The organism is Nocardioides sp. NPDC059952, from assembly GCF_042730435.1.
Lineage (GTDB): Bacteria > Actinomycetota > Actinomycetes > Propionibacteriales > Nocardioidaceae > Nocardioides.
This window is the reverse complement of record NZ_JBHWLY010000041.1, coordinates 2,429-26,165: the sequence shown is the minus strand read 5'-3', so window position 1 is coordinate 26,165 and position 23,737 is coordinate 2,429. Positions and strand designations below refer to the sequence as shown.

Annotated in this window: 23 protein-coding genes; 22 read left to right on the top strand and 1 reads right to left on the bottom strand. The window is 68.6% G+C overall.

The window, feature by feature from the left end; translation table 11 throughout:
- Positions 1-2: 2 nt before the first annotated feature.
- Positions 3-1,229 carry an isochorismate synthase MenF gene (locus ACFV9G_RS18565; RefSeq protein WP_378729004.1) on the bottom strand — a complete coding sequence of 409 codons (1,227 nt, stop codon included), beginning with the start codon at positions 1,227-1,229 and terminating at the stop codon, positions 3-5.
- Positions 1,230-1,414: 185 nt separating this feature from the next.
- Here ACFV9G_RS18565 and ACFV9G_RS18560 point away from each other — a divergent pair, with 185 nt between their 5' ends.
- From ACFV9G_RS18560 to ACFV9G_RS18455, 22 genes are all read left to right on the top strand, one after another.
- Positions 1,415-1,996, top strand: coding sequence for a hypothetical protein (locus tag ACFV9G_RS18560; RefSeq protein WP_378728978.1), 582 nt, complete (start codon positions 1,415-1,417; stop codon positions 1,994-1,996).
- Positions 1,997-2,034: 38 nt separating this feature from the next.
- Positions 2,035-2,724, top strand: a complete 690-nt coding sequence (locus ACFV9G_RS18555) for a demethylmenaquinone methyltransferase (RefSeq protein WP_378728977.1) — start codon at positions 2,035-2,037, stop codon at positions 2,722-2,724.
- 19 nt (positions 2,725-2,743) lie between these two features.
- Positions 2,744-3,421: a hypothetical protein gene (locus ACFV9G_RS18550; protein ID WP_378728975.1), complete on the top strand. Its 678-nt coding sequence runs from the start codon at positions 2,744-2,746 to the stop codon at positions 3,419-3,421.
- Positions 3,422-3,462: 41 nt separating this feature from the next.
- Positions 3,463-4,113, top strand: a complete 651-nt coding sequence (locus tag ACFV9G_RS18545) for an HD family hydrolase (RefSeq protein WP_378728974.1) — start codon at positions 3,463-3,465, stop codon at positions 4,111-4,113.
- Between the two features lie 71 nt (positions 4,114-4,184).
- Entirely contained in the window at positions 4,185-5,123 is a 939-nt protein-coding gene (locus tag ACFV9G_RS18540) for a hypothetical protein (protein ID WP_378728972.1), read from the top strand.
- A gap of 100 nt (positions 5,124-5,223) precedes the next feature.
- Positions 5,224-6,291, top strand: coding sequence for a hypothetical protein (locus ACFV9G_RS18535; protein ID WP_378728971.1), 1,068 nt, complete (start codon positions 5,224-5,226; stop codon positions 6,289-6,291).
- A gap of 1,081 nt (positions 6,292-7,372) precedes the next feature.
- The gene (locus ACFV9G_RS18530) at positions 7,373-7,519 is read left to right on the top strand and encodes a hypothetical protein (RefSeq protein ID WP_378728970.1); all 147 of its coding nucleotides are present in this window, start codon (positions 7,373-7,375) and stop codon (positions 7,517-7,519) included.
- 208 nt (positions 7,520-7,727) lie between these two features.
- The gene (locus tag ACFV9G_RS18525) at positions 7,728-8,084 is read left to right on the top strand and encodes an NADH-quinone oxidoreductase subunit A (RefSeq protein ID WP_091043014.1); all 357 of its coding nucleotides are present in this window, start codon (positions 7,728-7,730) and stop codon (positions 8,082-8,084) included.
- A gap of 1 nt (position 8,085) precedes the next feature.
- The gene (locus ACFV9G_RS18520) at positions 8,086-8,640 is read left to right on the top strand and encodes a NuoB/complex I 20 kDa subunit family protein (RefSeq protein WP_378679730.1); all 555 of its coding nucleotides are present in this window, start codon (positions 8,086-8,088) and stop codon (positions 8,638-8,640) included.
- Positions 8,641-8,660: 20 nt separating this feature from the next.
- Positions 8,661-9,281, top strand: coding sequence for an NADH-quinone oxidoreductase subunit C (locus ACFV9G_RS18515; RefSeq protein ID WP_378729003.1), 621 nt, complete (start codon positions 8,661-8,663; stop codon positions 9,279-9,281).
- The gene (locus ACFV9G_RS18510) at positions 9,278-10,591 is read left to right on the top strand and encodes an NADH-quinone oxidoreductase subunit D (RefSeq protein WP_378728969.1); all 1,314 of its coding nucleotides are present in this window, start codon (positions 9,278-9,280) and stop codon (positions 10,589-10,591) included. Before ACFV9G_RS18515 ends, ACFV9G_RS18510 begins: the two co-directional genes overlap by 4 nt.
- On the top strand, positions 10,588-11,334 hold the full coding sequence (gene nuoE / locus ACFV9G_RS18505) for an NADH-quinone oxidoreductase subunit NuoE (protein ID WP_378728968.1): 747 nt from the start codon (positions 10,588-10,590) through the stop codon (positions 11,332-11,334). The genes ACFV9G_RS18510 and nuoE overlap by 4 nt, the downstream gene beginning before the upstream one ends.
- Positions 11,327-12,640, top strand: coding sequence for an NADH-quinone oxidoreductase subunit NuoF (gene nuoF, locus ACFV9G_RS18500; RefSeq protein ID WP_378728967.1), 1,314 nt, complete (start codon positions 11,327-11,329; stop codon positions 12,638-12,640). Before nuoE ends, nuoF begins: the two co-directional genes overlap by 8 nt.
- Positions 12,641-12,716: 76 nt before the next feature.
- Positions 12,717-14,939, top strand: coding sequence for an NADH-quinone oxidoreductase subunit G (locus ACFV9G_RS18495; RefSeq protein WP_378728966.1), 2,223 nt, complete (start codon positions 12,717-12,719; stop codon positions 14,937-14,939).
- Positions 14,936-16,231, top strand: coding sequence for an NADH-quinone oxidoreductase subunit NuoH (gene nuoH / locus ACFV9G_RS18490; protein WP_378728965.1), 1,296 nt, complete (start codon positions 14,936-14,938; stop codon positions 16,229-16,231). The genes ACFV9G_RS18495 and nuoH overlap by 4 nt, the downstream gene beginning before the upstream one ends.
- Positions 16,228-16,767 carry an NADH-quinone oxidoreductase subunit NuoI gene (gene nuoI / locus ACFV9G_RS18485; protein WP_378728964.1) on the top strand — a complete coding sequence of 180 codons (540 nt, stop codon included), beginning with the start codon at positions 16,228-16,230 and terminating at the stop codon, positions 16,765-16,767. The genes nuoH and nuoI overlap by 4 nt, the downstream gene beginning before the upstream one ends.
- A complete protein-coding gene (locus tag ACFV9G_RS18480; RefSeq protein WP_378728963.1) occupies positions 16,764-17,468 on the top strand; it encodes an NADH-quinone oxidoreductase subunit J in 705 nt (234 codons plus the stop codon). The genes nuoI and ACFV9G_RS18480 overlap by 4 nt, the downstream gene beginning before the upstream one ends.
- A complete protein-coding gene (nuoK, locus tag ACFV9G_RS18475) occupies positions 17,465-17,770 on the top strand; it encodes an NADH-quinone oxidoreductase subunit NuoK (RefSeq protein WP_008356449.1) in 306 nt (101 codons plus the stop codon). The genes ACFV9G_RS18480 and nuoK overlap by 4 nt, the downstream gene beginning before the upstream one ends.
- The gene (gene nuoL, locus ACFV9G_RS18470) at positions 17,764-19,629 is read left to right on the top strand and encodes an NADH-quinone oxidoreductase subunit L (RefSeq protein WP_378728962.1); all 1,866 of its coding nucleotides are present in this window, start codon (positions 17,764-17,766) and stop codon (positions 19,627-19,629) included. Before nuoK ends, nuoL begins: the two co-directional genes overlap by 7 nt.
- Positions 19,629-21,050, top strand: coding sequence for a NuoM family protein (locus ACFV9G_RS18465; RefSeq protein ID WP_378728961.1), 1,422 nt, complete (start codon positions 19,629-19,631; stop codon positions 21,048-21,050). The genes nuoL and ACFV9G_RS18465 overlap by 1 nt, the downstream gene beginning before the upstream one ends.
- Before the next feature lie 4 nt (positions 21,051-21,054).
- Positions 21,055-22,599, top strand: a complete 1,545-nt coding sequence (gene nuoN, locus ACFV9G_RS18460; protein ID WP_378728960.1) for an NADH-quinone oxidoreductase subunit NuoN — start codon at positions 21,055-21,057, stop codon at positions 22,597-22,599.
- On the top strand, positions 22,596-23,609 hold the full coding sequence (locus ACFV9G_RS18455) for a polyprenyl synthetase family protein (protein ID WP_378728959.1): 1,014 nt from the start codon (positions 22,596-22,598) through the stop codon (positions 23,607-23,609). Before nuoN ends, ACFV9G_RS18455 begins: the two co-directional genes overlap by 4 nt.
- Positions 23,610-23,737 lie beyond the last annotated feature (128 nt).

Sequence of the window (23,737 nt, the reverse complement as noted above, 5' to 3'; positions counted from 1 at the left end):
GGTTAGGACAGTGCGTCCCGAATCGGGACGAACTTGGCCTGGGTCTCGGCCAGCTCGGTCTCCGGGTCGGAGCTCGCCACGATGCCGCAGCCGGCGAAGAGGCGGGCGGTGCGGTCGTCGATCATCTCGGCCGTACGCAGCGCGATGCCCCACTCGCCGTCGCCGGTGGCATCCATCCAGCCGACCGGGCCGGCGTAGCGGGCGCGCTCCATCGACTCGATCTCGGCGATGAGCGCGACGGCATCCTCGCGCGGGGTGCCGCCGACCGCCGCCGAGGGGTGCAGGGCGGCGGCCAGATCGAGCGAGCTGACCCCGTCGCTGGCCACGCCGGTGATGTCGGTGGCCAGGTGCATCACGTTGGGGAGCTTGAGCACGAATGGTGCGTCGGGCACGTTCATCGAGGAGCAGTGTGGCTCCAGGGCATCGGCGACCGACCTGGCGGCGTACTCGTGCTCCTCGAGGTTCTTCGAGGACTCGGCCAGCGACGCGGCGAGGGCGTCGTCGAGGTTCTCCTCGCCGGTCGGCCAGATCGTGCCCGCGAGCACGCGGGAGGTGACCAGGCCGCGCTCGCGGCGGACGAGCAGCTCGGGGGTCGCGCCGAAGAGGTCGTCGACGTGGAACGTCCAGCAGGTCGGGTACGCAGCCGCCAACCGCCGCAGCACGGCGCGGATGTCGATCGGGGCGCTGGCCGCGGCGAGCAGGTCGCGGGCGAGGACGACCTTGTCGAGGTCTCCGTCCTGGAGCCGGGCAACGGCGTCGGCGACGATCCGCATCCAGTGCTCGCCGTCGACGTACGCATCGGCGAAGACGACGTCGCGCGGCGCCTCCGGCTCCGGCGTCGGAGTCAGTGCAGGAGGGGGCACCGCGGCCGGACCGACGGTGGTCACCCAGGCGACGTCGCCGCGCTTTCCGACGACGACCGCGGGCACCTTGAGCACGGAGAATCCCGGCAGGTCGGCGAAGGCGAAGGAGCCGAAGCCGACCAGGCCGGTGCCGGGCTCGCGCACGGGATCGGAGACCGTGGAGATCGCCGCCAGCTCCTCGAACCACTTGGCCGCGTGCGCGAACCGCTCCGGTCCGGAGGTACGGATCTCGGCGGCGGTTCCCCAGCCGACCAGGCCCTCACCGTGGCGGACCCATGACAGAACGCGCCGGCGGGCGGGCAGCAGCGCGAGCAGGTCGTCGAGAGTCTCCGACCCGGCATCGAGGGCCACGGTGGTGGCTACCAGGGACTGCTGCTCAGACTCATGTTTTTCGGGGTCCCTACGGCGCCCGGAGCGAAGCGAGGACGTCGTGGGGTGGTTACTCACGCCCCCAGCGTATCGGCGTGGTGTCGGCGAGGACGAGTCGAAGTGATGTATGGCATCCGCCCCAGTTGCCATACATCACCATGTGGGTTGTAGCGTGCGCTTGCGTGAGTACCAACAAAGAGCAGTCGTTCATCGCAGAGAACGGCATCACCCTCGGCATCATCGCCTTGGCCCTCTTCGTCGTGCTGGGCGTTGGCCTGCCGCGGTGGGTTGGCGACTCCGACTCCCACTCGGGGGTGAAGATCACCCTCCCGGAGACGCTGTCGGGCGGCTACAAGCCGGCGGACGAGAAGTCCTCCTACGACCTCGACGTGATCAAGAAGCAGGGTGCGTCCGAGGAGCAGCTGGACCTGTTCATCAAGCAGAACGCCGCCAGCTCGAAGACCGAGGACCGCAACGTGTCCGACGCGCTCGGGTTCTCGATGGCCTCGCGCACCTACATCACCAAGGACATGGCGAAGTCCGTGATGATCCGTGCCTTCGCCGGCGACGGCAGCGCCTACTACGGCGGTGGCGAGGTCTCCAAGGTGGGCGACAACGTCTGCTACTCCAGCGCCGACCAGTCGACCGGTCAGACCCAGGCGACCTGCTCGCACGCGTCCGACGACCTGACCGTCCAGGCGACCGCTGCCTCGAAGAAAGACGCGGCGAAGTACGCCGACGAGATCTTCGAGAAGCTCGCCTGAGTTCGGTCCCGGACGCATACCCGAGACAGAATCAGCCCGTGACCCGAGCAGATCTGGACAAGCAGCCCGGCGAGGTCCGTCGGATGTTCGACGCCGTGGCCAAGCGCTACGACGTGACCAACGACGTGCTCTCGCTCGGCCAGGACCGACGCTGGCGACGCGAGGTCATCAAAGCCGTAGCCCCGAAGCCGGGCGAGCTCGTGCTCGACCTCGCCGCCGGCACCGGCACCTCGTCTCAGCCGTTCCTGGACGCCGGCGCGTCCGTGGTGCCGACGGACTTCTCGATCGGGATGCTCCAGGTCGGCAAGCAGGCCAGGCCCCACCTGCCGTTCACGGCCGGCGACGGCACCCGGCTGCCCTATCGCGACGGCACCTTCGACGCGGTGACGATCTCGTTCGGCCTGCGCAACATCGTCGACCCGGCGGCCGGCCTGCGTGAGCTGCGCCGGGTCACCCGCCCCGGCGGCCGGATCGTGGTCTGCGAGTTCTCGCACCCGACCTGGAAGCCGTTCCGGACGGTCTACGTGGAGTACCTGATGAAGGCGCTCCCGCCGGTCGCGCGGGCGGTATCGTCCTCCCCGGACGCGTACGTCTATCTCGCTGAGTCCATCCGGGCATGGCCCGACCAGGCAGGTCTCGCCGACATGCTCTCCTCAGCGGGGTGGCAGTCGCCGACCTGGACGAATCTCTCGGGTGGAATCGTCGCACTCCATCACGCAACCGCCTGATCTCTGCGAAAGTTCAACTATGACCTCCACGTTGCCATGGGACGGGATCTTGATGCCTCGCGAGGCCTACGGGCCCGCCGCGGTCAAGGCCAGGGATTCGCTCACCGACGCGGCCGCACAGGGTGACTGGCGCCGCGCGCTCTCGCAGGTGCGCAACGACTACACGGTCGGCGTCAACACCTGGAAGATCGGCGGTGAGTCGATGTTCACGCCGCTCCACCACGCCGCCTACCTCGGTGCGCCGCGGGAGACCGTCCAGGAGCTGCTCTCGCTGGGTGGCGTCAGGTCGCTGCCCACCGCCCACGGCGAGACGCCCTACCAGCTCGCCAAGCGACGCGGTCACGAGCACCTGCTCGACATGCTCGACCCCTACTTCCGTCCCGGCACCCCGCTCGGCGACAACCTCGAGAACGTCAACCTCCACGTGAACACGACGCTCGCCGAGCTGACCGCCGAGTTCCGCGGCGAGCACCAGCTGCGTACGTTCGACGTCCGGCTCATCTCCGAGGAGGGCGGCCCCGACGAGGCCTGGTTCACCGCCCCGGGGATGTACGGCGGCATCCGGATCGGCATGTTCTGGGGTCGCGCCCACCTGGAGTACAACTCCCGCATGGGCGACTCCTACGCCGTCGTGGGTCCTGAGGGGTCGGCCTACGTGTCGCGCTCCAAGCGTGCCCTCTCCCTGCCCACTCGCTGACCGAGTTCATCCCTGCGTACGCAGCATGGGAAGGTCGTCCCATGGACGACTCGCCTGCCGACCTGATCGCCGACCAGAACCCGCTCCCGGACGAGATCGACGGAAGGCTGCGGGCCCAGCTGGAGTTCATCGCCGAGGCCGACAAGCTCAAGACGATCCTGCGCGCCTCGCCGCTGGCCGCGGCCGACCGCCGTGAGAACGACGCCGAGCACTCCTGGCACCTGGCGCTGATGGTGCTGCTGCTCGCCGAGTACGCCGACGAGCCCATCGACGTCGGGCACGCGATCAAGCTCGTGATCATCCACGACATGATCGAGATCTACGCCGGCGACAGCCCGGTCTTCGACCCGGCCGCGGTCGTCGACCAGGTCGAGCGCGAGGTCGCTGCCGCCGAGCGTCTCTTCACGATGCTGCCGCCGGACCAGGCTGGGGAGATCCGGGCGCTGTGGGACGAGTTCGAGGCCGCTCAGACGCCCGAGGCGCGCTTCTGCAAGGCGATGGACCGCCTCGAGCCGATGCTCCTCAACTGGCTCAACCGTGGTGGCACCTGGGGCATGCCCGGCGCCACCGAGTCCCGCATCCGCGCCCGCGAGGCCGGCGTCGTCGCAGCGAGCACGACTCTCGGCGAAGCCACCGACGCCATCGTTCGTGCCGGGCTCGCAAAGGGTTGGATCCGTCCCGACCCCGACTGAGCGAAGCTTCCCGTATCCGGGCCGGGGGTCACCCCTGGCGAACGCGTCATTGCTGGATAGGGTGCGCCCTCATGACCCCCACCGCCGATGAACTCTCCGTGACCTGGATGCCAGCGGCCGCCGACCGGCGTCGTCTTGTCATGGCACTGGCGATCACGACGGCGACGAACTGGCGGATGTGGGCCGTGCTCGTGGCAACGACGGTCGTCAGCATCTTCGTGCTCGGCCTTGTCGTCGAAGACAGCTCGAAGCCGGTCATCATCAGTTGTGTCGTGGCGGTCGCCGTGTTGGTACCGATGCTGATCCTCGTCCCTCCGCTGCGGGCACTACGTCGCTATCGGCCCAGCGAACCGGTAACGGCGAGCGTGATCAACGGCGAGTTTCGGGTCGTCTCCTCGAGGGCTACCGTCGCGATTCCGCTGGCTCGCGTGAGTGGCGTGTCGACGCGGCGCGGCATCGTGACGCTACGCACTACGCGTCCTACCGGGATGCTCCTGATTCCCGGCCAGCTGATCTCTGCAGGGGTCTACGAGCTGCTGTCAGCAAGCGAGGCGTCAGGTGACGCATCACCGGCGCAGTCGGTGAGTGCTGCCCGGGAGGGGCTGCGAGAGGTGACGGTGACGCGCGCGCTTCAGTGGCATCTGACCTTCGCCTCGGCGAGGTTGGCCTTCAGGTGGTGGTCGCGCGTACTCATCGGCCTGTTGGTGGCGTTCGCGCTGCTGCTCGTCTGGGGCACCGGCGACTGGACGGCATTTGTGCGGATCGCCTTGCCGCTCACCCTTGTCTTTCCCATGCTGGTGCTCCCGCGACACCTCGCCACGTGCATGACCTGCCCAGCGGGCAGCGTGATCAGCGGTGCCTACGGGCCCGGGTTGACGCTCCGTACGCCGTCGAACATGTTCAGCATCACCGAGGCGGATATCGCGCGCCGACTGGTCACTCGTCGCGCGGTCGCGTTCAAGATCGGTCCGACGATCATCTCCGTGCCGCGTACGTTCGGTGATCTGTAGCTTCGCGAGGGTTTCCACCATCGATTGAACCTCAACATTCCCTCTGGGGTATCCAGTACGCTGCGGCGACCCTGAACTGCGGGATGCCGAGGAGCCCTTCGTGGATGTGGATGTGGTGCCGGGCTCGGTGACGGACTGGAGCGTCACGCTCGAGGATCAGCGTCGGCTCAAGCGGGCCTTGGTGGGGCTGCGGCTGCGGATGTGGGCGTACTGGATCCCGGGGTTGGTTCTGCCTGTGGTGGTGGCCAGCCTCTTCTGGCTCGGGATGCCAGATCCGGATCTGGGACTTGTCGGTGGAGCTGTCGAGCTGGCGATGACGGCCGTCCTCGGAGTCGCCATCTTGCTGCTCCAGCTGGCGGCGCCCCTGTGGGGGCTGCGTCGCCAGGTGGAGCGCGAGCTCCCGGTCGGCGCCACGCTCACGGCGTGGACGACGCCCACGGGCCTGGGTGTGCGTACGCTCAACCGACTCACCTTCTACCCGTGGTCGCGACTGTCGCAGGTCGAGGTGGGTCCGGTGCTCGTGCGGTGTCGACAGGACGGTCCGAACACGCTGGTCATGCCGGCGTACCTTCCGACCGGGCCGGATGAGCTGGCGCGGTCGGTCGACTTCCCGGTCCAGTTGATCGGGCCGGAGATCAGGCGCGAGCTGGCTGAGAGAGCGGGCCGTACGCCTGTGGCGGCGCCGCTGGCGGGGGCTCCGATCGTCGTCGATCGGACGCTGCGGTGGCGGCTCGTCCGGGCACGGTTGCGGGCGCAGTTCGGCGCCTTGGCGTGGGTGCTTCCAGTCGGCTACGGCCTCAATGCCCTGCTCCAACTGGAGATCGGTTCCTTCTGGTCCGTGGCCTTCTGGGGCTTCATGGCCCTATTCATTCTGGTCACCTTGCTGCTCGTCGGTACGGGCCGCGTGTCGGGGATGTATCCCGTCGGTGCCACTGTCGTCGGGTCCGTGGGTGAATGGCTCGAGATCCAAGGGTCGTGGGGGAGCGTCGCCTGGCACAACACGTGGCTAAGACAGCGCCGGACGACCGAGCACACCGTGGCGTACGAGATGGTGCCGGTCGGCCCCGATGGACAGCCAAGGTCCCAGGCCAACGCCGGGAAGCGGTACGTCGTGATCCCCCGAGCCTTCCTCGATACGCCGGCGGAGGCCGTCAGCGCCGAAGTCTGACCCGCCACAACCCCGCAACATCCGCTCACATGTGGAGTTCTGGCACGACCTGGGCACGGGGCGTACGTAACTTTCGCTCATTTGTGGGGTTCTGTCCCGGGTCTCCGGACCCCTTCCAGGGTTTCCCGTACGCTGCGGTGGCCGAGCTGCGGCGATGTCGAGGAGGCCGTGGTGGACATGGATGTGGTGCCAGGTTCGGTGACCGGATGGACCGTCACGGCTGAGGATCAGCGCCAGGTGGGGCGGGCCCTCATAGGACTGCGGTTGCGAGATCCGGGCTACTTGTTCGCGGCGCTGGTGTTGCCGCCGATGGTCGCGGGCGCGGTCTGGTTCGCGGGGCTTCTCCCAGGGCAGGGTGCCATCGGCGACACGTTCCGTGTTGTGACGGCAGCGATCCTCGGAGGCACGATTCTCGTGGCCCAGTTGGCGGTGCCGCTGTGGACCGTGCGACGCGCGGTGCGGCGTGACTACGCGGTCGGGGCAGTGCTCACGGCGTGGGCGACGGGGAGCGGTCTGGGGATACGCACGCCCAGTCGGATGGTCTTCTACCCCTGGTGGCGACTCACCCGGGCCGACGTCGGTCCGGTGCTGGTGAGATGTCGGCAGCCGCATCGCGGGCACCTGGTGCCGTCCTATCTCCCCGCGGGACCGGACGAGATCGCAGGGTCGATCGACCTCCCGGTCCCTCTCATCGGCCCGGTGATCCGACGGGAGCTGGAGACGGCGGGCGGCAGAGGATCCATCGAGCCGCAGTTGTCGGGAGTGCGCATCGAGGTGGACCGGGCCATGCGACGACGGCTCGTCTACGCCTGGATGCGGGAACGGATCGGGCTCTCCCCCTTCCTGGCGTCGGCGGCCGGGGCTCTCGTCGTCCTAACTTTCGTCGCCTCAGGCTTCTATCGAGGCGCGATCTACTTCACGGTGCTCGGCGGCCTGGGGCCGCTGTCCCGGCTGGTCAGCGCCGAGCACTGGATGCCGGGGATGTACCCGCTCGGCGCCACCGTCGGCGGGAGAGTCGCTCGAGATCCAGGGACCGTGGGGAAGCGTCGCCTGGCACCAGGGGTGGCTCAAGCAGCGGCGGATGACCGCGCACACCGTGACGTACGAAGTGATGCAGGCGAACGCCGACGGAAGTCCCGCCCAACTGCTCGATGCCGAGAAGCGGATCGTCGTGATTCCTCGAGCCTTCCTCGACACGCCGGCGCCGGCCGCCAGCGCCGAAGTCTGACCCGCCACAACCGCGCCATGGCGTGGTTGTGCAAGCGTTTGCCCTCGGATGCTGGGTACTTTCGCGCCATGGCGGGAAAGTGCCCGCGCGCCATTTCGGCAACCCACTTGCAATCCGTCACAGGAGTGGCAGGATGTGAGTTGGCCCACATTGTGATTCTATTCACAAAGTCTCAAGAAGGGGTGGGCCGCTCAGGGTAGGAGGCGAGATGGAGCTCTACGTGCCGGTGCTCGCGTTGGCGGGACTGGCGACGCTCTTCGCGGTCGGTTCGGTGGTGATGAGCTCGGTCGTGGGACCGAGTCGCGCCAACCAGGCCAAGGCGGATCCCTACGAGTGTGGGATCGAGGCCACGCCACAAGCGTTGGGCGGTCGCTTCCCGGTGAAGTACTACATCACCGCGATGCTCTTCATCATCTTCGACATCGAGATCATCTTTCTCTACCCGTGGGCCGTCAGGTTCGACGCGATGGGATGGTTCGGCCTCGCGGAGATGGGCCTGTTCCTGCTGACGGTGTTCGTGGCGTACGCCTATGTGTGGCGCCGCGGCGGATTGGACTGGGACTGACATGGGTCTCGAAGAAAAGCTCCCGAGCGGGGTTCTGCTCACGACCGTCGAGGGCCTGGCGGGCTACTTCCGCAAGGCGAGCCTGTGGCCGGCGACGTTCGGGCTGGCCTGCTGCGCCATCGAGATGATGACGAGCGGCGGACCGAAGTACGACCTCGCCCGCTATGGCATGGAGGTCTTCCGGGCGAGCCCGCGGCAGGCCGACCTGATGATCGTGGCGGGCCGGGTGAGCCAGAAGATGGCGCCGGTGCTGCGCCAGATCTACGACCAGATGCCCGAGCCGAAGTGGGTGCTCGCGATGGGCGTCTGCGCCAGCAGCGGCGGGATGTTCAACAACTACGCGATCGTCCAGGGCGTCGACCACATCGTGCCCGTCGACATGTATCTCCCCGGCTGCCCGCCGCGTCCCGAGATGCTGATCGACGCGATCCTCAAGCTCCACGACAAGATCCAGGGCACCTCGCTGGGCGTCAACGCCGAGCGCGAGGAGGTCGCCAACGAGACCGCGGCGCTGCGCCAGCTGCCGCTGATCGACCAGACGGGACTTCTGCGGTGACTGAGCAGCAGAACAGCGGCATGTTCGGCGTGAGCGACACCGGCGACACCAGCGGCTACGGCGGTCTCACCCGCCAGCACGCGATGCCGAGCCGCACCAGCGACGTCGGCGTGCAGCCCTACGGCGGCTGGTTCAAGGAGATCGCCGACGCTCTCGCCTTCACCGAGGCGGAGGCGGTCATCCACCGCGGCGAGCTGACCTTCCACGTACGCCGCGAGCGGCTGCTCGAGGCCCTGCAGGTGCTCCGCGACGAGCTGCGCTTCGAGCTCTGCTCGGGGGTGAGCGGGGTGCACTACCCCGATGACCAGGGCGCTGATGGTCAGGCCGGGGGGCTGCACGCGGTCTACCACCTGCTCTCGATGACCTACAACCGTCGGGTCCGGGTGGAGACAGCGGCTCCCGACGAGGACCCGCACGTGCCGAGCGCGGTGGCCATCTACCCGACGCTCGACTGGCACGAGCGCGAGACCTACGACATGTTCGGGATCGTCTTCGACGGCCACCCGGGCCTGACCAGGATCCTGATGCCCGACGACTGGCCGGGCCACCCGCAGCGCAAGGACTACCCGCTCGGTGGGATCCCGGTGGAATACAAGGGCGCGACGATCCCGCCGCCGGACACCCGGAGGAGCTACTCATGACGACCACAGAGGACGAGGGACGTACGTTCACCGTCACCGGCCAGGACTGGGACGAGCTGACCGACGCCCTCAAGGACGTCAAGGACGAGCGGATCGTCGTCAACATGGGCCCGCAGCACCCGTCGACCCACGGGGTGCTCCGGCTGATCCTCGAGCTCGAGGGCGAGACGGTCACCGAGGCGCGTGCCGGGATCGGCTACCTGCACACGGGCATCGAGAAGAACATGGAATACCGGTCCTGGACGCAGGGGACCACGTTCGTCACCCGGATGGACTACCTGTCCCCGATCTTCAACGAGACGGCGTACGTCCTCGGGGTGGAGAAGCTGCTCGGCATCGGTGCCGAGGTGCCGGAGAAGGCCGAGGTGATCCGGGTCCTGCTGATGGAGCTCAACCGGATCTCGTCCCACCTGGTGGCGATCGCGACCGGCGGCATGGAGCTCGGCGCGCTGACCGTGATGACGATCGGGTTCCGCGAGCGTGAGCTGTGCCTGGACCTGTTCGAGTTCATCACCGGACTGCGGATGAACCACGCCTACATCCGCCCCGGCGGCGTCGCCCAGGACGTGCCGGAGGGCACGGTGGCGCGGGTGAGCGAGTTCATCGAGCTGATGAAGAAGCGCCTGGCCGAATACGCGGCGCTGTGCAACGCCAACCCGATCTTCAAGGGTCGCCTGGAGCAGGTCGGCTACCTCGACCTGGAAGGCTGCCTGGCTCTCGGTCTGACCGGCCCCATCCTGCGGAGCACCGGCTATCCGTGGGACCTGCGCAAGACCCAGCCCTACTGCGGCTACGAGGACTACGACTTCGAGGTCATCACCTGGGACACCTGCGACTCCTACGGCCGGTTCCGGATCCGGCTGGCCGAGATGTGGGAGTCGCTGCGGATCATGGAGCAGGCGCTCAAGCGGCTCGCGGACCTCGACGGTGCGCCGGTCATGGTGGCCGACAAGAAGATCGCCTGGCCCTCGCAGCTCTCCGTCGGCCCCGACGGCCAGGGCAACTCCCTCGATCACATCCGCCACATCATGGGCGAGTCGATGGAGGCGCTGATCCACCACTTCAAGCTGGTGACCGAGGGCTTCCGGGTGCCTGCCGGCCAGGCGTACGTCGCGATCGAGTCGCCGCGCGGCGAGCTCGGTGCCCACGTGGTCAGCGACGGCGGCACCAAGCCCTACCGGGTCCACTTCCGGGACCCGTCGTTCACCAACCTTCAAGCCACGAGCGTGATGTCCGAGGGCGGCATGGTCGCCGACGTGATCGTGGCGATCGCGTCCATCGACCCGGTGATGGGAGGCGTCGACCGATGACGCTTGCTGCTGAGACCTACGACGAGCTGCGCGAGATCGCCGCTCGCTACCCCCAGGCCCGCTCCGGCCTGTTGCCGATGCTCCATCTGGTGCAGTCGGTGGAGGGCCGGGTCACGCCCGAAGGCATCCAGGCCTGCGCCGAAGTCTTGGGGCTGACTCCCGCCGAGGTGAGCGGGGTGGCGACCTTCTACACGATGTACAAGCGTCATCCCGTCGGCACCCACCACGTCGGCGTCTGCACCAACACGCTCTGCGCGGTGATGGGCGGCGACGAGATCTTCGCCTGCCTGCGCGAGAAGCTCGAGGTCGGCAACGACGAGACGACGGCAGACGGCAGCATCACGCTGGAGCACATCGAGTGCAACGCGGCCTGCGACTACGCGCCGGTGGTGATGGTCAACTGGGAGTTCTTCGACAACCAGACCCCGGAGTCGGCCTCGCAGCTGGTCGACGACCTGCGCGAGGGCCGCGAGGTCGTGGCCTCGCGCGGGGCGCGGATCACGAGCTGGCGCGAGGCCGAGCGGGTCCTCGCCGGCTTCGAGGACGGGCTCGTCGACGAGGGGCCCGCGGCCGGAGCGGCATCGCGTGTCGGGCTGGAGCTCGCCCGCGAGCGAGGCTGGGCCGCGCCAGGCGATGCCCATGGTTCCGCCGATGTGCCGGAGCAGCTGCCCGAGGCTGTCGAGGTCGCCGACACCCGTCGCGCCGAGTCGGAGACGATCGCCGAGGAGGCGTCCGATGACTGACACCCTGACCCCGGTGCTGACCGCCAACTGGGCCGACGAGCGGGCCTGGACACTGCCCGCCTATGCCGAGCAGGGCGGCTACGACGCGCTCGATGTCGCTCTGGGGATGGCCCCCGAGGACGTACAGACGATGGTCAAGGACTCCGGGCTCCGCGGTCGCGGTGGGGCAGGGTTCCCGACCGGGGTGAAGTGGGGTTTCCTGCCGGCCCCCGATCCCGAGAACCCCAAGCCGCGCTACCTCGTGGTCAACGCCGACGAGTCCGAGCCGGGCACCTGCAAGGACATCCCGCTGATGATGGCCTCGCCGCACACCTTGGTCGAGGGCGTGATCATCTCGTCCTACGCGATCCGCGCGGAGCGTGCCTTCATCTACGTACGCGGCGAGGTGCTGCACGTGATCCGGCGGCTGCGCGCCGCGGTGCGCGAGGCCTACGAGGCCGGCCATCTCGGCACGAACATCCACGGCTCCGGCTACGACCTCGAGCTGGTCGTGCACGCCGGTGCCGGGGCCTACATCTGCGGTGAGGAGACCGCGCTGCTCGACTCCCTCGAGGGGCGCCGCGGTCAGCCGAGGCTGCGGCCGCCGTTCCCGGCCGTCGCCGGTCTCTACGCGAGCCCGACCGTGATCAACAACGCCGAGTCGATCGCCTCGGTGCCCGCGATCGTGAAGAACGGCGCCGACTGGTTCGCCGGCATGGGCACCGAAAAGTCGGCCGGCGTCGGTATCTTCTCGCTCTCCGGCCACGTCAAGAGGCCGGGGCAGTACGAGGCACCGCTCGGCATCACGCTGCGCAAGCTGATCGAGCTGGCCGGGGGCGTACGCGACGGGCATGAGCTGAAGTTCTGGACCCCGGGTGGCTCCTCGACCCCGTTGTTCACCCAGGAGCACCTGGACGTGACGTTGGACTTCGAGGGGGTGCAGGCGGCCGGCTCGATGCTCGGCACCCGCGCGCTGCAGATCTTCGACGACTCCGTGTGCGTGGTCCGCGCGGTGCTGCGGTGGACGGAGTTCTACAAGCACGAGTCGTGCGGCAAGTGCACCCCGTGCCGCGAGGGCACGTGGTGGCTGGTGCAGGTGCTGGAGCGGCTGGAGAAGGGCGACGGGAAGCCCGAGGACCTCGATCTGCTGCTCGACCAGTGCGACAACATCCTGGGCCGCTCGTTCTGCGCGCTCGGTGATGGCGCGACGAGCCCGATCACGAGCTCGATCCAGTACTTCCGGGACGAATACCTGGCCCATCTGGAGCAGGGTGGCTGTCCCTTCGACGCCAAGAAGTCGACGGCATGGGCGGAGGCAGTGCAGTGAGCGAGCGACAGCGAGCGACGGTGAGCTTCATGCCGCCGCTTCCGTATTCTTCGACTTTCTCTACGGAGGCGGCGGCATGACCGATGTGACGCTCAAGATCGACGGCGCCGATGTGACGGTGCCCGCGGGCACGCTGGTGATCCGGGCGGCCGAGGAGGCCGGGATCGAGATCCCGCGCTTCTGCGACCATCCGCTGCTCGCTCCCGTCGGCGCCTGCCGGCAGTGCCTGGTCGACATCCCCGATGCCGGCAACGGCCGCGGCTTCCCGAAGCCGCAGGCCTCCTGCACGATCCCGGTCGCCGAGGGCATGGTGGTGGAGACGCAGAACTCCACGGCGGTGAAGGCTCAGCACGGGATCATGGAGTTTCTCCTGGTCAACCACCCGTTGGACTGCCCGGTCTGCGACAAGGGCGGCGAGTGTCCGCTGCAGAACCAGGCGATGTCCCACGGCCAGGGTGAGACCCGGTTCGAGGGCGTGAAGCGTACGTTCCCGAAGCCCATCAACCTCTCGCCCAACGTGCTGCTCGACCGTGAGCGGTGCATCGTCTGCCAGCGCTGCACCCGCTTCGCGGCGGAGATCCCGGGCGACCCGGGGATCGCGCTGATCCAGCGCGGCGCGCAGCAGCAGATCGGCATCGCCGAGGACAAGCCGTTCTCGTCCTACTTCTCCGGCAACGTCATCCAGATCTGCCCGGTGGGCGCCCTGACCTCGGACGACTACCGGTTCCGGGCTCGGCCCTTCGACCTGGTCTCGACGCCGGGTGTCGCCGAGCACGACGCCTGCGGCGCCGCGATCCGCGTCGACCACCGCCGTGGCAAGGTCATGCGCCGCCTGGCCGGCAACGACCCGGAGGTCAACGAGGAGTGGATCTCCGACAAGGACCGCTTCGGCTTCCGCTACGCCGTCCGCGACCGGCTCACCTCGCCGATGGTCCGTGAGGACGGCGAGCTCCGGCCGGCGTCGTGGCTCGAGGCCGTCGCCGTCGCCGCCGCCGGGCTGGCAGGTGCCGGCTCCGTCGGTGTGCTGCCCGGTGGGCGGCTGACGCTGGAGGACGCGAAGGCGTACGCCGCCTTCGCCCGCGACACCCTGCGCACTCCCCACATCGACTTCCGGTCGCGGCCGCTGTCGGAGGAGGAGACGGGCTTCCTGCGCTCGCGCGTCGCGGGGACGAGCGTCACCTACGCCGACCTCGATGCCGCCGACCACGTCGTCCTGGCCGGCCTCGAGCCCGAGGACGAGGCCGGGACGCTCTTCCTGCGGTTGCGCAAGGCCAACCGCAAGGGTCTGCGGATCACCACCCTCAGCCCGTACGCCTCGGAGGGCTCCCGCAAGCTCGGAGCCGAGGTCGTCCTGACCGCTCCCGGTGCCGAGAAGGATGCGTTGTCGCAGGTCAGTGACGTCACCGAGGCTTCGGTGATCCTGGTCGGTGAGCGGCTGGCGACCAGCCCCGGTGCCTACTCCGCCGCTGCCGAGCTCGCCGACCGCACCGGCGCGAAGCTCGGCTGGGTGCCGCGCCGTGCCGGCGACCGCGGCGCGGTGGAGGCCGACCTGCTCCCGGGCGAGGGCGGTCTCGACGCCGAGGCCATCGTCCGCGGCAACCTCGGCGCGCTGCTGGTTGCCGGCGTCGACCCCGACGACACCGCCGACCCCGCCGCCTTCCTGGCCGCCCTCGACCAGGCCGGCTTCGTGGTCAGCCTCGAGCAGCGGATCACCGCCGTGACCGAGCGCGCCGACGTCGTACTCCCGGTCGCCGCCGCCTCGGAGAAAGCCGGCACCTTCGTCACCTGGGAGGGCCGCCGCCGCCCGTTCACCCAGGTCTTCGACAAGCCCGCGGCTTACTCCGACGCCGAGGTCCTCGGGCACATCACGACTTCGCTGGTTGAGCCCGCGAGCGCAGCGAGCGGTGTCGAAACCAACACGGTCCCATCGGGCGCGTCGGGGGAGCGTGTTGGTCTCGACACGCCTCCGCCTAGCGGCTCCGGCGGCTCGACCGACGGGAGTGGCTTCCGCCTCGCCACCTGGCGCCTGATGCTCGACAACGGGACGCTGCAGAGCGGTGACAAGGCCCTGGCGGCGACCGCCCGGCCCGCTTTCGTACGCCTCCCGGCAGCGCTCCACGCGGAGGTCGGCGACGTCGTGACGGTCACCGGCGACCGGGGGAGCTGGACGCTCCCGGCGCTGCCGGCCGAGATGGCCGACGGCACCGTGTGGGTGCCGACGAACAGCTTCGGGCGCGGCGTCTGGGCGGATCTGGCCTCGCCGGGCTCGACCGTCACCATCGAGGGAGCGCAGCAGTGAACGGGCTGGAGCAGTTCGGCCAGGACCCCTGGTGGATCATCGCGATCAAGGTCCTGCTCGTCTTCGTGGTCTGCGTCGTGCTGACGCTGTTCAACATCTGGTGGGAGCGCAAGGTCGTGGCCCGGATGCAGCACCGCATCGGGCCCAACCGGCACGGACCGTTCGGTCTGCTCCAGTCCCTCGCCGACGGCGTGAAGCTGGCGCTGAAGGAGGACCTGACCCCGGAGAAGGCCGACAAGATCGTCTTCATCACCGCGCCGGTCCTGGCCTGTGTGCCCGCGTTCGTGACCTTCTCGGTGATCCCGTTCGGGCCGGAGGTCAACTTCTTCGGCGTACAGACGCCGCTGCAGCTGACCGACATGCCGGTCGCGGTGCTGTTCGTGATGGCGATCGCCAGCATCGGCATCTACGGGATCGTGCTGGGTGGCTGGGCCTCGGGCTCGACCTACAGCCTCCTCGGGGGACTGCGAAGCAGCGCCCAGATGATCTCCTACGAGGTCAGCATGGGCCTGGCGCTCGTCACCGTCTTCCTGATGGCGGGCAGCCTGTCCACCAGCCAGATCGTCGCGGCCCAGGAGGACTGGTGGTTCGGCGCCCTGCTGCTGCCGTCCTTCCTGATCTACTGCATCTCGATGGTCGGCGAGACCAACCGCGCGCCGTTCGACCTCCCCGAGGCCGAGGGTGAGCTGGTCGGTGGGTTCCACACCGAATACTCCAGCCTGAAGTTCGCGCTCTTCTTCCTCGCCGAATACATCAACATGGCCACCGTCAGCGCGCTCGCCACGACGCTGTTCCTCGGCGGCTGGCGGGCCCCGCTCGGCCTCGGCACCGTCTGGGCAGGCGCCAACGAGGGCTACTGGCCGGTGCTGTGGTTCTTCCTGAAGATGTTCTTCTTCATCTGGGTCTTCATCTGGCTGCGCGGCACGCTGCCGCGGCTGCGCTACGACCAGTTCATGTCGCTCGGTTGGAAGGTCCTGCTGCCGGCGAGCCTCGCCTGGATCGTCGTGGTCGCGGTGATCAAGATGGCCGCGATCCAGGGCGGCTTCAGCCCCAACTGGATCCTCTTCGGCTTCGGTCTGGCCGCCACTGTGGTCGTCGTGCTCGGCTTCCTCAACCGGCTTCCGGAGAAGGAGGCCCAGGTCACCAAGCCGACCGGCGGCTTCCCCACGCCCATCCTGCCGCAGGGCGGGGCCGTGCGGGGCGCCGCGCAGCCACTGGTGTTCGGACCGCCGGCTGTGCCGACAGCCACCAACGGCGTACGCATTCTTCCCTCTCCTGAGGAGGCCAAGTGAGCAACGACGACCGCTCGTTCAAGGAGCGTTTCTGGGACCCGGTCAGTGGGTTCGCGGTGACGTTCGGGACCCAGTTCAAGAAGCCGGTCACCGAGCAGTACCCACAGCAGAAGGAGCCGACCGAGGAGCGATTCCACGGTCGGCACCAGCTCAACCGGCACGCCGACGGGCTGGAGAAGTGCGTCGGGTGCGAGCTGTGCGCGTGGGCCTGCCCGGCCGACGCGATCTACGTCGAGGGCGCGCCCAACACCGAGGAGGAGCGCTACAGCCCCGGCGAGCGCTACGGCCGCGTCTACCAGATCAACTACCTGCGCTGCATCCTCTGCGGGCTGTGCATCGAGGCCTGCCCGACGCGGGCGTTGACGATGACCAACGAGTACGAGCTCGCCGACACCTCGCGCGAGAGCCTGATCTACGAGAAGCAGGACCTGCTCGCGCCGCTCGAGGACGGGATGGAGGCGCCTCCGCACCCGATGTTCCTCGGCAACGACGACTCCTCCTACTACGCACCGGAGCCCAAGGAGTCCGCCCGATGAGCTTCGTGATCCTCGCCTCGGTCACGGTGATCGCGGCGATGGGCCTCCTGTTCGCGCGCAAGCCGGTCCACGCCGCGCTGTCGCTGGCGGTCGTGATGATCGGCCTGGCGATGATGTACGCGATGCTGGAGGCGCCGTTCCTGTTCGCGGTGCAGATCGTGGTCTACACCGGCGCGATCCTGATGCTGTTCCTGTTCGTGATCATGCTGGTCGGAGTCGACACCTCCGACACCCTGAAGGAGACGATCGCGGGACAGAAGGTGCTCGCCGTCGTCCTGGGGGTCGGGTTGGGCACGACGCTGATCGCGGGCGTCGGCCAGGCGAGCATCGCCACGATGCGCGGGCTGTCCAGCGCCAACGAGGGTGGCAACGTACAACGCCTCGCCGACCTTCTCTTCTCGCGCTACGTGATCGCCTTCGAGGCGACCAGTGCGCTGCTGATCACCGCCGCGATCGGCGCGATGGTGCTGGCCCACCGCGAGCGGATCGACCCGAAGCAGAGCCAGACCGACCTCGCCCAGAAGCGGGTCGCCGACTACGCGAAGAGCGGCAAGCACCTCGGCCCGCTGCCCCCACCGGGCACCTTCGCGCGGCACAACAGCAACGACACCCCGGCGCTGCTGCCGGACGGGTCGCAGAGCACGAAGTCGGTCCCGGCGATCCTCGCCGGTGGTCGCGCAGACGAAGGAGAGGACGAATGACAGACAACACGACGGCGTACGTCATCTTGTCCGCCATCCTCTTCACGATCGGCACGATCGGCGTGCTGACCAGGCGAAACGCCATCGTCGTCTTCATGTGCGTCGAGCTGATGCTCAATGCGGCCAACCTGGCCCTGGTGGCGTTCAGCCGGATGCACGGCAACCTCGACGGGCAGGTGACCGCGTTCTTCGTGATGGTTGTCGCGGCCGCTGAGGTGGTCGTCGGGCTGGCGATCATCATGACCATCTTCCGCACCAGAAACACGGCTTCGGTCGACGAGCCAAGGATGCTCAAGTGGTAACTCCTGTCGAGGCCAGCGGCGTCTTCTCGCTGATCTGGCTGGTCATCGCGCTGCCCTTGGCCGGCGCGGCCCTGATCCTGATCGGCCGCCCGCTGGCGCCGGCCCTCTTCGACCGGATCGGCCACTGGCTCGCGGTCGGGCTCGCCGGCGCGTCCTTCGTGCTCTCGCTCGTCCTCTTCATCGCTCTCCTCGGTCGCGACGAGGAGAGCAGGCAGGTCGTCCAGCACCTCTACACCTGGTTCGACACCGGCGACCTGCGCGTCGGGTTCGACCTCCTCTACGACCAGCTCTCCAGCCTGTTCCTGCTGCTCATCACCGGTGTCGGCACGCTGATCCACATCTACTCGGTCGGCTACATGGCCGACGACGAGCGGCGCACCCGGTTCTTCGGCTACCTCAACCTCTTCCTCGCCGCGATGCTGATGCTGGTGCTGGCGGAGAACTACGTCGGCCTCTTCCTCGGCTGGGAGGGCGTCGGCCTGGCGTCCTACCTGCTGATCGGCTTCTGGCAGTACAAGCCGTCCGCGGCCGCCGCCGCCAAGAAGGCGTTCGTGATGAACCGCGTCGGTGACATGGGCTTGAGCCTGGCGATCGCGCTCTGCTTCGTCACCTTCGGGTCGACGTCGTTCTCGGCGATCGACATCAGCGACACCACCACGACCACCCTCAACTGGCTCGGCATCCTGCTGCTCATCGGTGCCTGCGGAAAGTCCGCCCAGGTGCCGCTGCAGGGCTGGCTGCTGGACGCGATGGAGGGCCCGACCCCGGTCTCGGCGCTGATCCACGCGGCGACGATGGTGACGGCGGGCGTCTACCTGATCGTGAGAAGCTCAGCGATCTTCGACGCCGCCGAGGCCGCCTCGACCGCGGTCGTGGTCGTCGCCCTGGTGACGATCATCTGGGGTGCCGCGATCTCCTGCGTGAAGGACGACATCAAGAAGGTCCTGGCCGGCTCGACGATGAGCCAGATCGGCTACATGATGCTGGCCGCCGGGCTGGGTGGGCCGGGCTACGCGTTCGCGATCTTCCACCTGCTCACCCACGGCTTCTTCAAGGCCAACATGTTCCTCGGTGCCGGGTCGCTGATGCACGGCATGAACGACGACGTGAACCTCAAGCACTACGGCGCTCTGAGCCGGGCGATGCCGGTCACGTTCCTCACCTTCTCGATGGGCTACCTGGCCATCATCGGGTTCCCCGGCTTCGCCGGCTTCTGGTCCAAGGACAAGATCCTCGAGGTCGCCTTCGCCGACAGCTGGCTGGTCGGCATCATCGCCCTCCTGGCCGCTGGTGTGACCGCGTTCTACATGACCCGCCTGATGATGCTCGCCTTCTTCGGCCGCAAGCGCTGGCCCGAGGGCGTACATCCGCACGAGTCGCCGCGGATCATGACCGGTCCGCTCGTCGTCCTCGCGGCGCTGTCGGTCCTCGGTGGCATCTTCGCGCTCGGCGGCTGGATCGAGCACTGGCTCGAGCCGGTGGTCGCGATCGGCCATGCTGAGCACCACGGTCCGCTCCCGGTCTGGGCGACCTCCGTCCTCGCGGTGCTGGTCGTCGCGATCGGGGTCGCGGCCGCAGGGTTCGTCTTCGGACGCCGCCCGATCACGACCGAGCCGACGCCCTACCTGCACGTCCCGCACGTCGAGGACGTCGTGGTGCCGCCCGGAATGGCGATCACCCGCGGCGCCCTCGCGACCGACAAGTACGCCGTCGACGGCCTGATGAGCGGTGGCCCGGTCGCCCTCGCGGCGATCGCCGGTGAGCTCCGCAAGGCACAGACCGGCTACGTACGTTCCTACGCCCTCTCCGTCCTCGGCGGCACTGTGCTGGTGACCCTCGTGATCCTGGTGGTCAACTGATGCTGACAATCCTCGTCCTCGTCCCGTTCGCGGGAGCGCTGATCACCGCGGTGATGCCGGCCCGGCCCAAGGCGTGGGCCTTCGGCTTCGCGATCGCCACCCTGATCGCCGGCATCGTCACGATGTTCACGGCCCCCGACACCGATCTCCTCTGGATCGAGCCGCTCGGCGTCCACTGGGCGCTCGAGATGGATGGCTTCGGCAAGCTGATGGTGATGCTGACCGTCGTCCTGGTGCCGCTCGTGATGATCGCGGCGGTCAAGGACCACGACAAGCGGTGGTACGCCTGGGCGCTGGCCCTGGAGGCCTTCGCGCTGCTCACCTTCACCGCCGGCGATCTCTTCCTCTTCTACATCGCCTTCGAGGCGACGCTGATCCCGGCGTACTTCATGATCGGCCAGCACGGCGGTCCCAACCGGGCCCGAGCCGCGCTCAAGTTCCTGATGTTCCAGCTCGGCGGCGGGCTGGTGCTGCTCGGTGCGCTGATCGGGTTCTTCGTGGTCTCCTCGGAGGCCGGGGCGCCGTCCTACCTGATCAGCGACCTCGCCCAGCTCGACATCGGCACCAACGCCGAGCGCTGGATCTTCGTGGCGATGTTCATCGCGTTCGCGGTCAAGGCGCCGTTGTTCCCGGTGCACACCTGGCTGGCCGACACCACCGAGCAGGCCACCACGCCGACCTCGGTGCTCCTGGTGTGCGTCCTCGACAAGATCGGCACCTTCGGCATGATCCGGCTCTGCCTGGGCCTGGTGCCGGAGGCGTCCGCCTGGGCGACGCCCGTCGTGGTGGTGCTGGCGCTGATCTCGATCGTCTACGGCGCGGTGCTGGCAATCGGGCAGGACGACCTGCTCCGCCTGATCGGTCTGACCTCTCTCTCGCACTTCGGGCTGATCACCCTCGGCATCTTCGCGGCGACCCGCGAGGGCCTGGTCGGAGCGATCCTCTACATGGTCAACCACGGTGTCGCGACCGCGGCGATGTTCCTGATCGCCGGTTTCCTGATCGCCCGCAAGGGCACCGCCTCGATCTCGTCGATGCGGGGGCTGGAGAAGGCGACCCCGGTGCTCGCCGGCACCTTCCTGATCGCCGGTCTGGCGACCGCCGGCCTGCCCGGCCTGAGCCAGTTCGTCTCCGAGATCCTGGTCCTGATCAGCGCCTTCGACTACCACTGGCTGCTCGGCGTCATCGCGGTCAGCGCGATCGTGCTCGCCGCGATCTACGTGCTGTGGGCCTACCAGCGGATCTTCACCGGACCCGCTCAGCTCTCCAGACCGGTCCCCGACCTCGACCGGCGGGAGGTCGGCGTACTCGTTCCGCTGCTGGTCGCCCTCCTCTTCTTCGGCTTCGTCCCCGGACCGCTGATCTCGGCGGCCCAGCCGGTCGTGGCTCCTCTTGTTGATGTCATCCAGGCAGGTGAGTGACGCGATGTTCGAGTCCCCCGGAATTTCGTACGCCACCCTCTGGCCCGTCCTGCTGGTGCTGGCCGTGGCGTGTGCCGGTGTCGTGGTCGAGGCCTTCGCGCCGCGCGCCGCGCGGTTCAACACCCAGGTGTCACTGGCGTTGGCGGGTCTGGTCGCCGCGCTCGCCGGGACCGTCGCCGTCGGCGCCGGGTCCAGCCTCGGTGCCTCGACGGGTGAGCGCGCCCTCATCGTCGACGGCCCGGGGGTCTTCTCCCAAGGGCTGGTGCTGCTGGTCTCGCTCGGCGGTGTCGCGCTCTTCGCCGAGCGACGTCTCGACAACGGTGTGAGCGCCTTCGCCGGTCAGGCCGCGGCCCTGCCGGGCACACCGGCCGAGCGCACCGCCTCCCAGCGGGGACTGGAGCACACCGAGGTCTACCCGCTGATGATGTTCGCGGTCGGCGGGATGATGCTCTTCTGCATCTCCGGCGACCTGCTGATGCTCTTCGTGGCCCTCGAGGTGCTGTCCCTGCCGCTCTACCTGCTGACCGGGCTGGCGCGGCGTCGCCGGCTGCTCTCCCAGGAAGCGGCGCTGAAGTACTTCCTCCTCGGAGCGTTCTCCTCGGGCATCTTCCTCTACGGTCTCGCGCTGGTCTACGGCTTCGCCGGGTCGATGTCGTTGGCCGAGATCGGAGACGTGGCGGCCGAGGACGGTTCCAGCCCGCTCCTGCTCCTCGGCATCGGCCTGATGGCCGTCGGCCTGCTCTTCAAGACCGGCGCGGTGCCGTTCCACTCCTGGACCCCCGACGTCTACCAGGGCGCCCCGACGCCGGTCACCGCGTGGATGAGCGCGGCCACCAAGATCGCCGCGTTCGCCGCGATGCTCCGGCTCTTCTACGTCGCTTTCGGCGCGGAGGGCGACATCTGGCGCCCGGCGATCGGCGTCATCGCGGTGCTGACGATGCTGCTGGGCGCCTCCTTCGCGGTGGTCCAGACCGATGTGAAGCGGATGCTCGGCTACTCCGCCGTCGCCCACACCGGTTTCCTGCTGACCGGCCTCCTCGGCGTGCAGACCGACGCCTTCGGCTCCACCCAGGCGGTGCTCTTCTACCTGACCGCCTACGGGTTCGCGACTCTCGGCGCCTTCGCGATCGTCTCCCTGGTGCGAGGGCCCAACGGGGAGGTCGGCTCGCTGGAGCGCTGGGCCGGCCTGGGCCGGTCCAACCCGTGGGTCGCGGCGACCTTCGCGGTCTTCCTGCTCTCGATGGCCGGGCTGCCGCTGACCGCCGGGTTCATCGGCAAGTGGGGCGTCTTCGCGGCCGCGCTGGGCGCCGGTCAGTGGCCGGTCGTCGCGGTCGCGATCGGCTCGAGCATCATCGCGATCTTCTTCTACGTCCGGATGATCATGGTGATGTTCTTCACCGATCCGCGCGAGGACGCGGCCGCGGTCGTGACCCCTTCGTACGCCACCACCGTCGTGATCGCACTGAGCGCTGTCGCCACCGTCTTGTTGGGTGTAATTCCGGGCCCTGTGCTCAGCCTGTTGGTGGATGCGGGAGGATTCATCGGGTGAGCACCAGCGCACCCACCGACCGAGCCCCTGAACTCGCCCTCCCGATCACCGATCCCGAGCTCGAGCAGCGGCTGCGCGCTCGGATGGCGATCGTGGAGGAGAAGCTGGCGGGTTACTCCCGCAGCAGCTCCCCGTTCGTCACGGAAGCGGCGTCGCATCTGCTGGAGGCCGGCGGCAAACGGTTCCGGCCGTTGCTGGTGCTGCTGGCCGCCGAGTGTGGCCCGGACACGCTCTCCGACGAGGTCATCACCGCCGCCTGCGTCGTCGAGCTCACCCACCAGGCCTCGCTCTACCACGACGACGTCATGGACGAGGCGCTCCTGCGCCGCGGTGAGGACACCGCCAACGCCCGCTTCGACAACCACGTCGCCATCCTGACCGGCGACTTCCTCTTCGCCCGCTCCTCGGAGCTGACCGCCGAGCTGGGCCCTGAGGCCGTACGCATCCAGGCGGCCACCTTCGCCAAGCTCGTCGAGGGGCAGATCCTCGAGGGCGTCACGCCGCCCGAGGGTGTCGACCCGGTCGACCACCACCTCGAGGTGCTGGCCGGGAAGACCGGCGTCCTGATCGCCACCTCGGCGCTCTACGGTGCACTCTTCGCCGGGGCCGACAAGTCGATCCAGGACGCGCTGATCGCCTACGGCGACATCGTCGGCGTCGCCTTCCAGCTCTCCGACGACATCCTCGACATCGCCTCGGACGAGTCCGGCAAGACGCCGGGCACCGACCTCCGCGAAGGTGTCCCGACGCTTCCGGTGCTGTTCGTCCGCCGTTCGAACGAGCCCGGTGACGCCCGGCTCCTGGAGCTGCTCGACAGCGACCTGACCGACGATGCGGCGTTGGCCGAGTGCGTCACCCTCCTTCGCGCCCACCCGGCGCTGGCCGAGGCTCGCGCCTACGTCCAGGCCCGCGCCGAGGAGGCCAAGGCCGCCCTCGCGCCGCTCCCCGAGGGTCCCGTCCGCAAGGCGCTCGAGGCCTTCGCCGACATCGTCGCGGTCCGCTCCGTCTGACCGCCACCGCTGGTCGAGCCGCGAGCGCTAGCGAGCGTGTCGAGACCAACACGGTGCCCCCCGCCGGGGAGTAATACGTGTTTTGTACGGACCCGCCACGCCCAACGGGAACGGCGGCGCCCACAAAG

Coding starts and splice junctions, on each gene's coding strand:
- ACFV9G_RS18510 (WP_378728969.1), top strand. CDS start 9,278: ATGACGACCACAGAGGACGAGGGACGTACGTTCACCGTCACCGGCCAG.
- ACFV9G_RS18525 (WP_091043014.1), top strand. CDS start 7,728: ATGGAGCTCTACGTGCCGGTGCTCGCGTTGGCGGGACTGGCGACGCTC.
- nuoN (WP_378728960.1), top strand. CDS start 21,055: ATGTTCGAGTCCCCCGGAATTTCGTACGCCACCCTCTGGCCCGTCCTG.
- nuoE (WP_378728968.1), top strand. CDS start 10,588: ATGACGCTTGCTGCTGAGACCTACGACGAGCTGCGCGAGATCGCCGCT.
- nuoK (WP_008356449.1), top strand. CDS start 17,465: ATGACAGACAACACGACGGCGTACGTCATCTTGTCCGCCATCCTCTTC.
- ACFV9G_RS18465 (WP_378728961.1), top strand. CDS start 19,629: ATGCTGACAATCCTCGTCCTCGTCCCGTTCGCGGGAGCGCTGATCACC.
- ACFV9G_RS18550 (WP_378728975.1), top strand. CDS start 2,744: ATGACCTCCACGTTGCCATGGGACGGGATCTTGATGCCTCGCGAGGCC.
- ACFV9G_RS18530 (WP_378728970.1), top strand. CDS start 7,373: ATGACCGCGCACACCGTGACGTACGAAGTGATGCAGGCGAACGCCGAC.
- ACFV9G_RS18480 (WP_378728963.1), top strand. CDS start 16,764: ATGAGCTTCGTGATCCTCGCCTCGGTCACGGTGATCGCGGCGATGGGC.
- ACFV9G_RS18545 (WP_378728974.1), top strand. CDS start 3,463: ATGGACGACTCGCCTGCCGACCTGATCGCCGACCAGAACCCGCTCCCG.
- ACFV9G_RS18520 (WP_378679730.1), top strand. CDS start 8,086: ATGGGTCTCGAAGAAAAGCTCCCGAGCGGGGTTCTGCTCACGACCGTC.
- ACFV9G_RS18495 (WP_378728966.1), top strand. CDS start 12,717: ATGACCGATGTGACGCTCAAGATCGACGGCGCCGATGTGACGGTGCCC.
- nuoF (WP_378728967.1), top strand. CDS start 11,327: ATGACTGACACCCTGACCCCGGTGCTGACCGCCAACTGGGCCGACGAG.
- ACFV9G_RS18515 (WP_378729003.1), top strand. CDS start 8,661: ATGTTCGGCGTGAGCGACACCGGCGACACCAGCGGCTACGGCGGTCTC.
- ACFV9G_RS18540 (WP_378728972.1), top strand. CDS start 4,185: ATGACCCCCACCGCCGATGAACTCTCCGTGACCTGGATGCCAGCGGCC.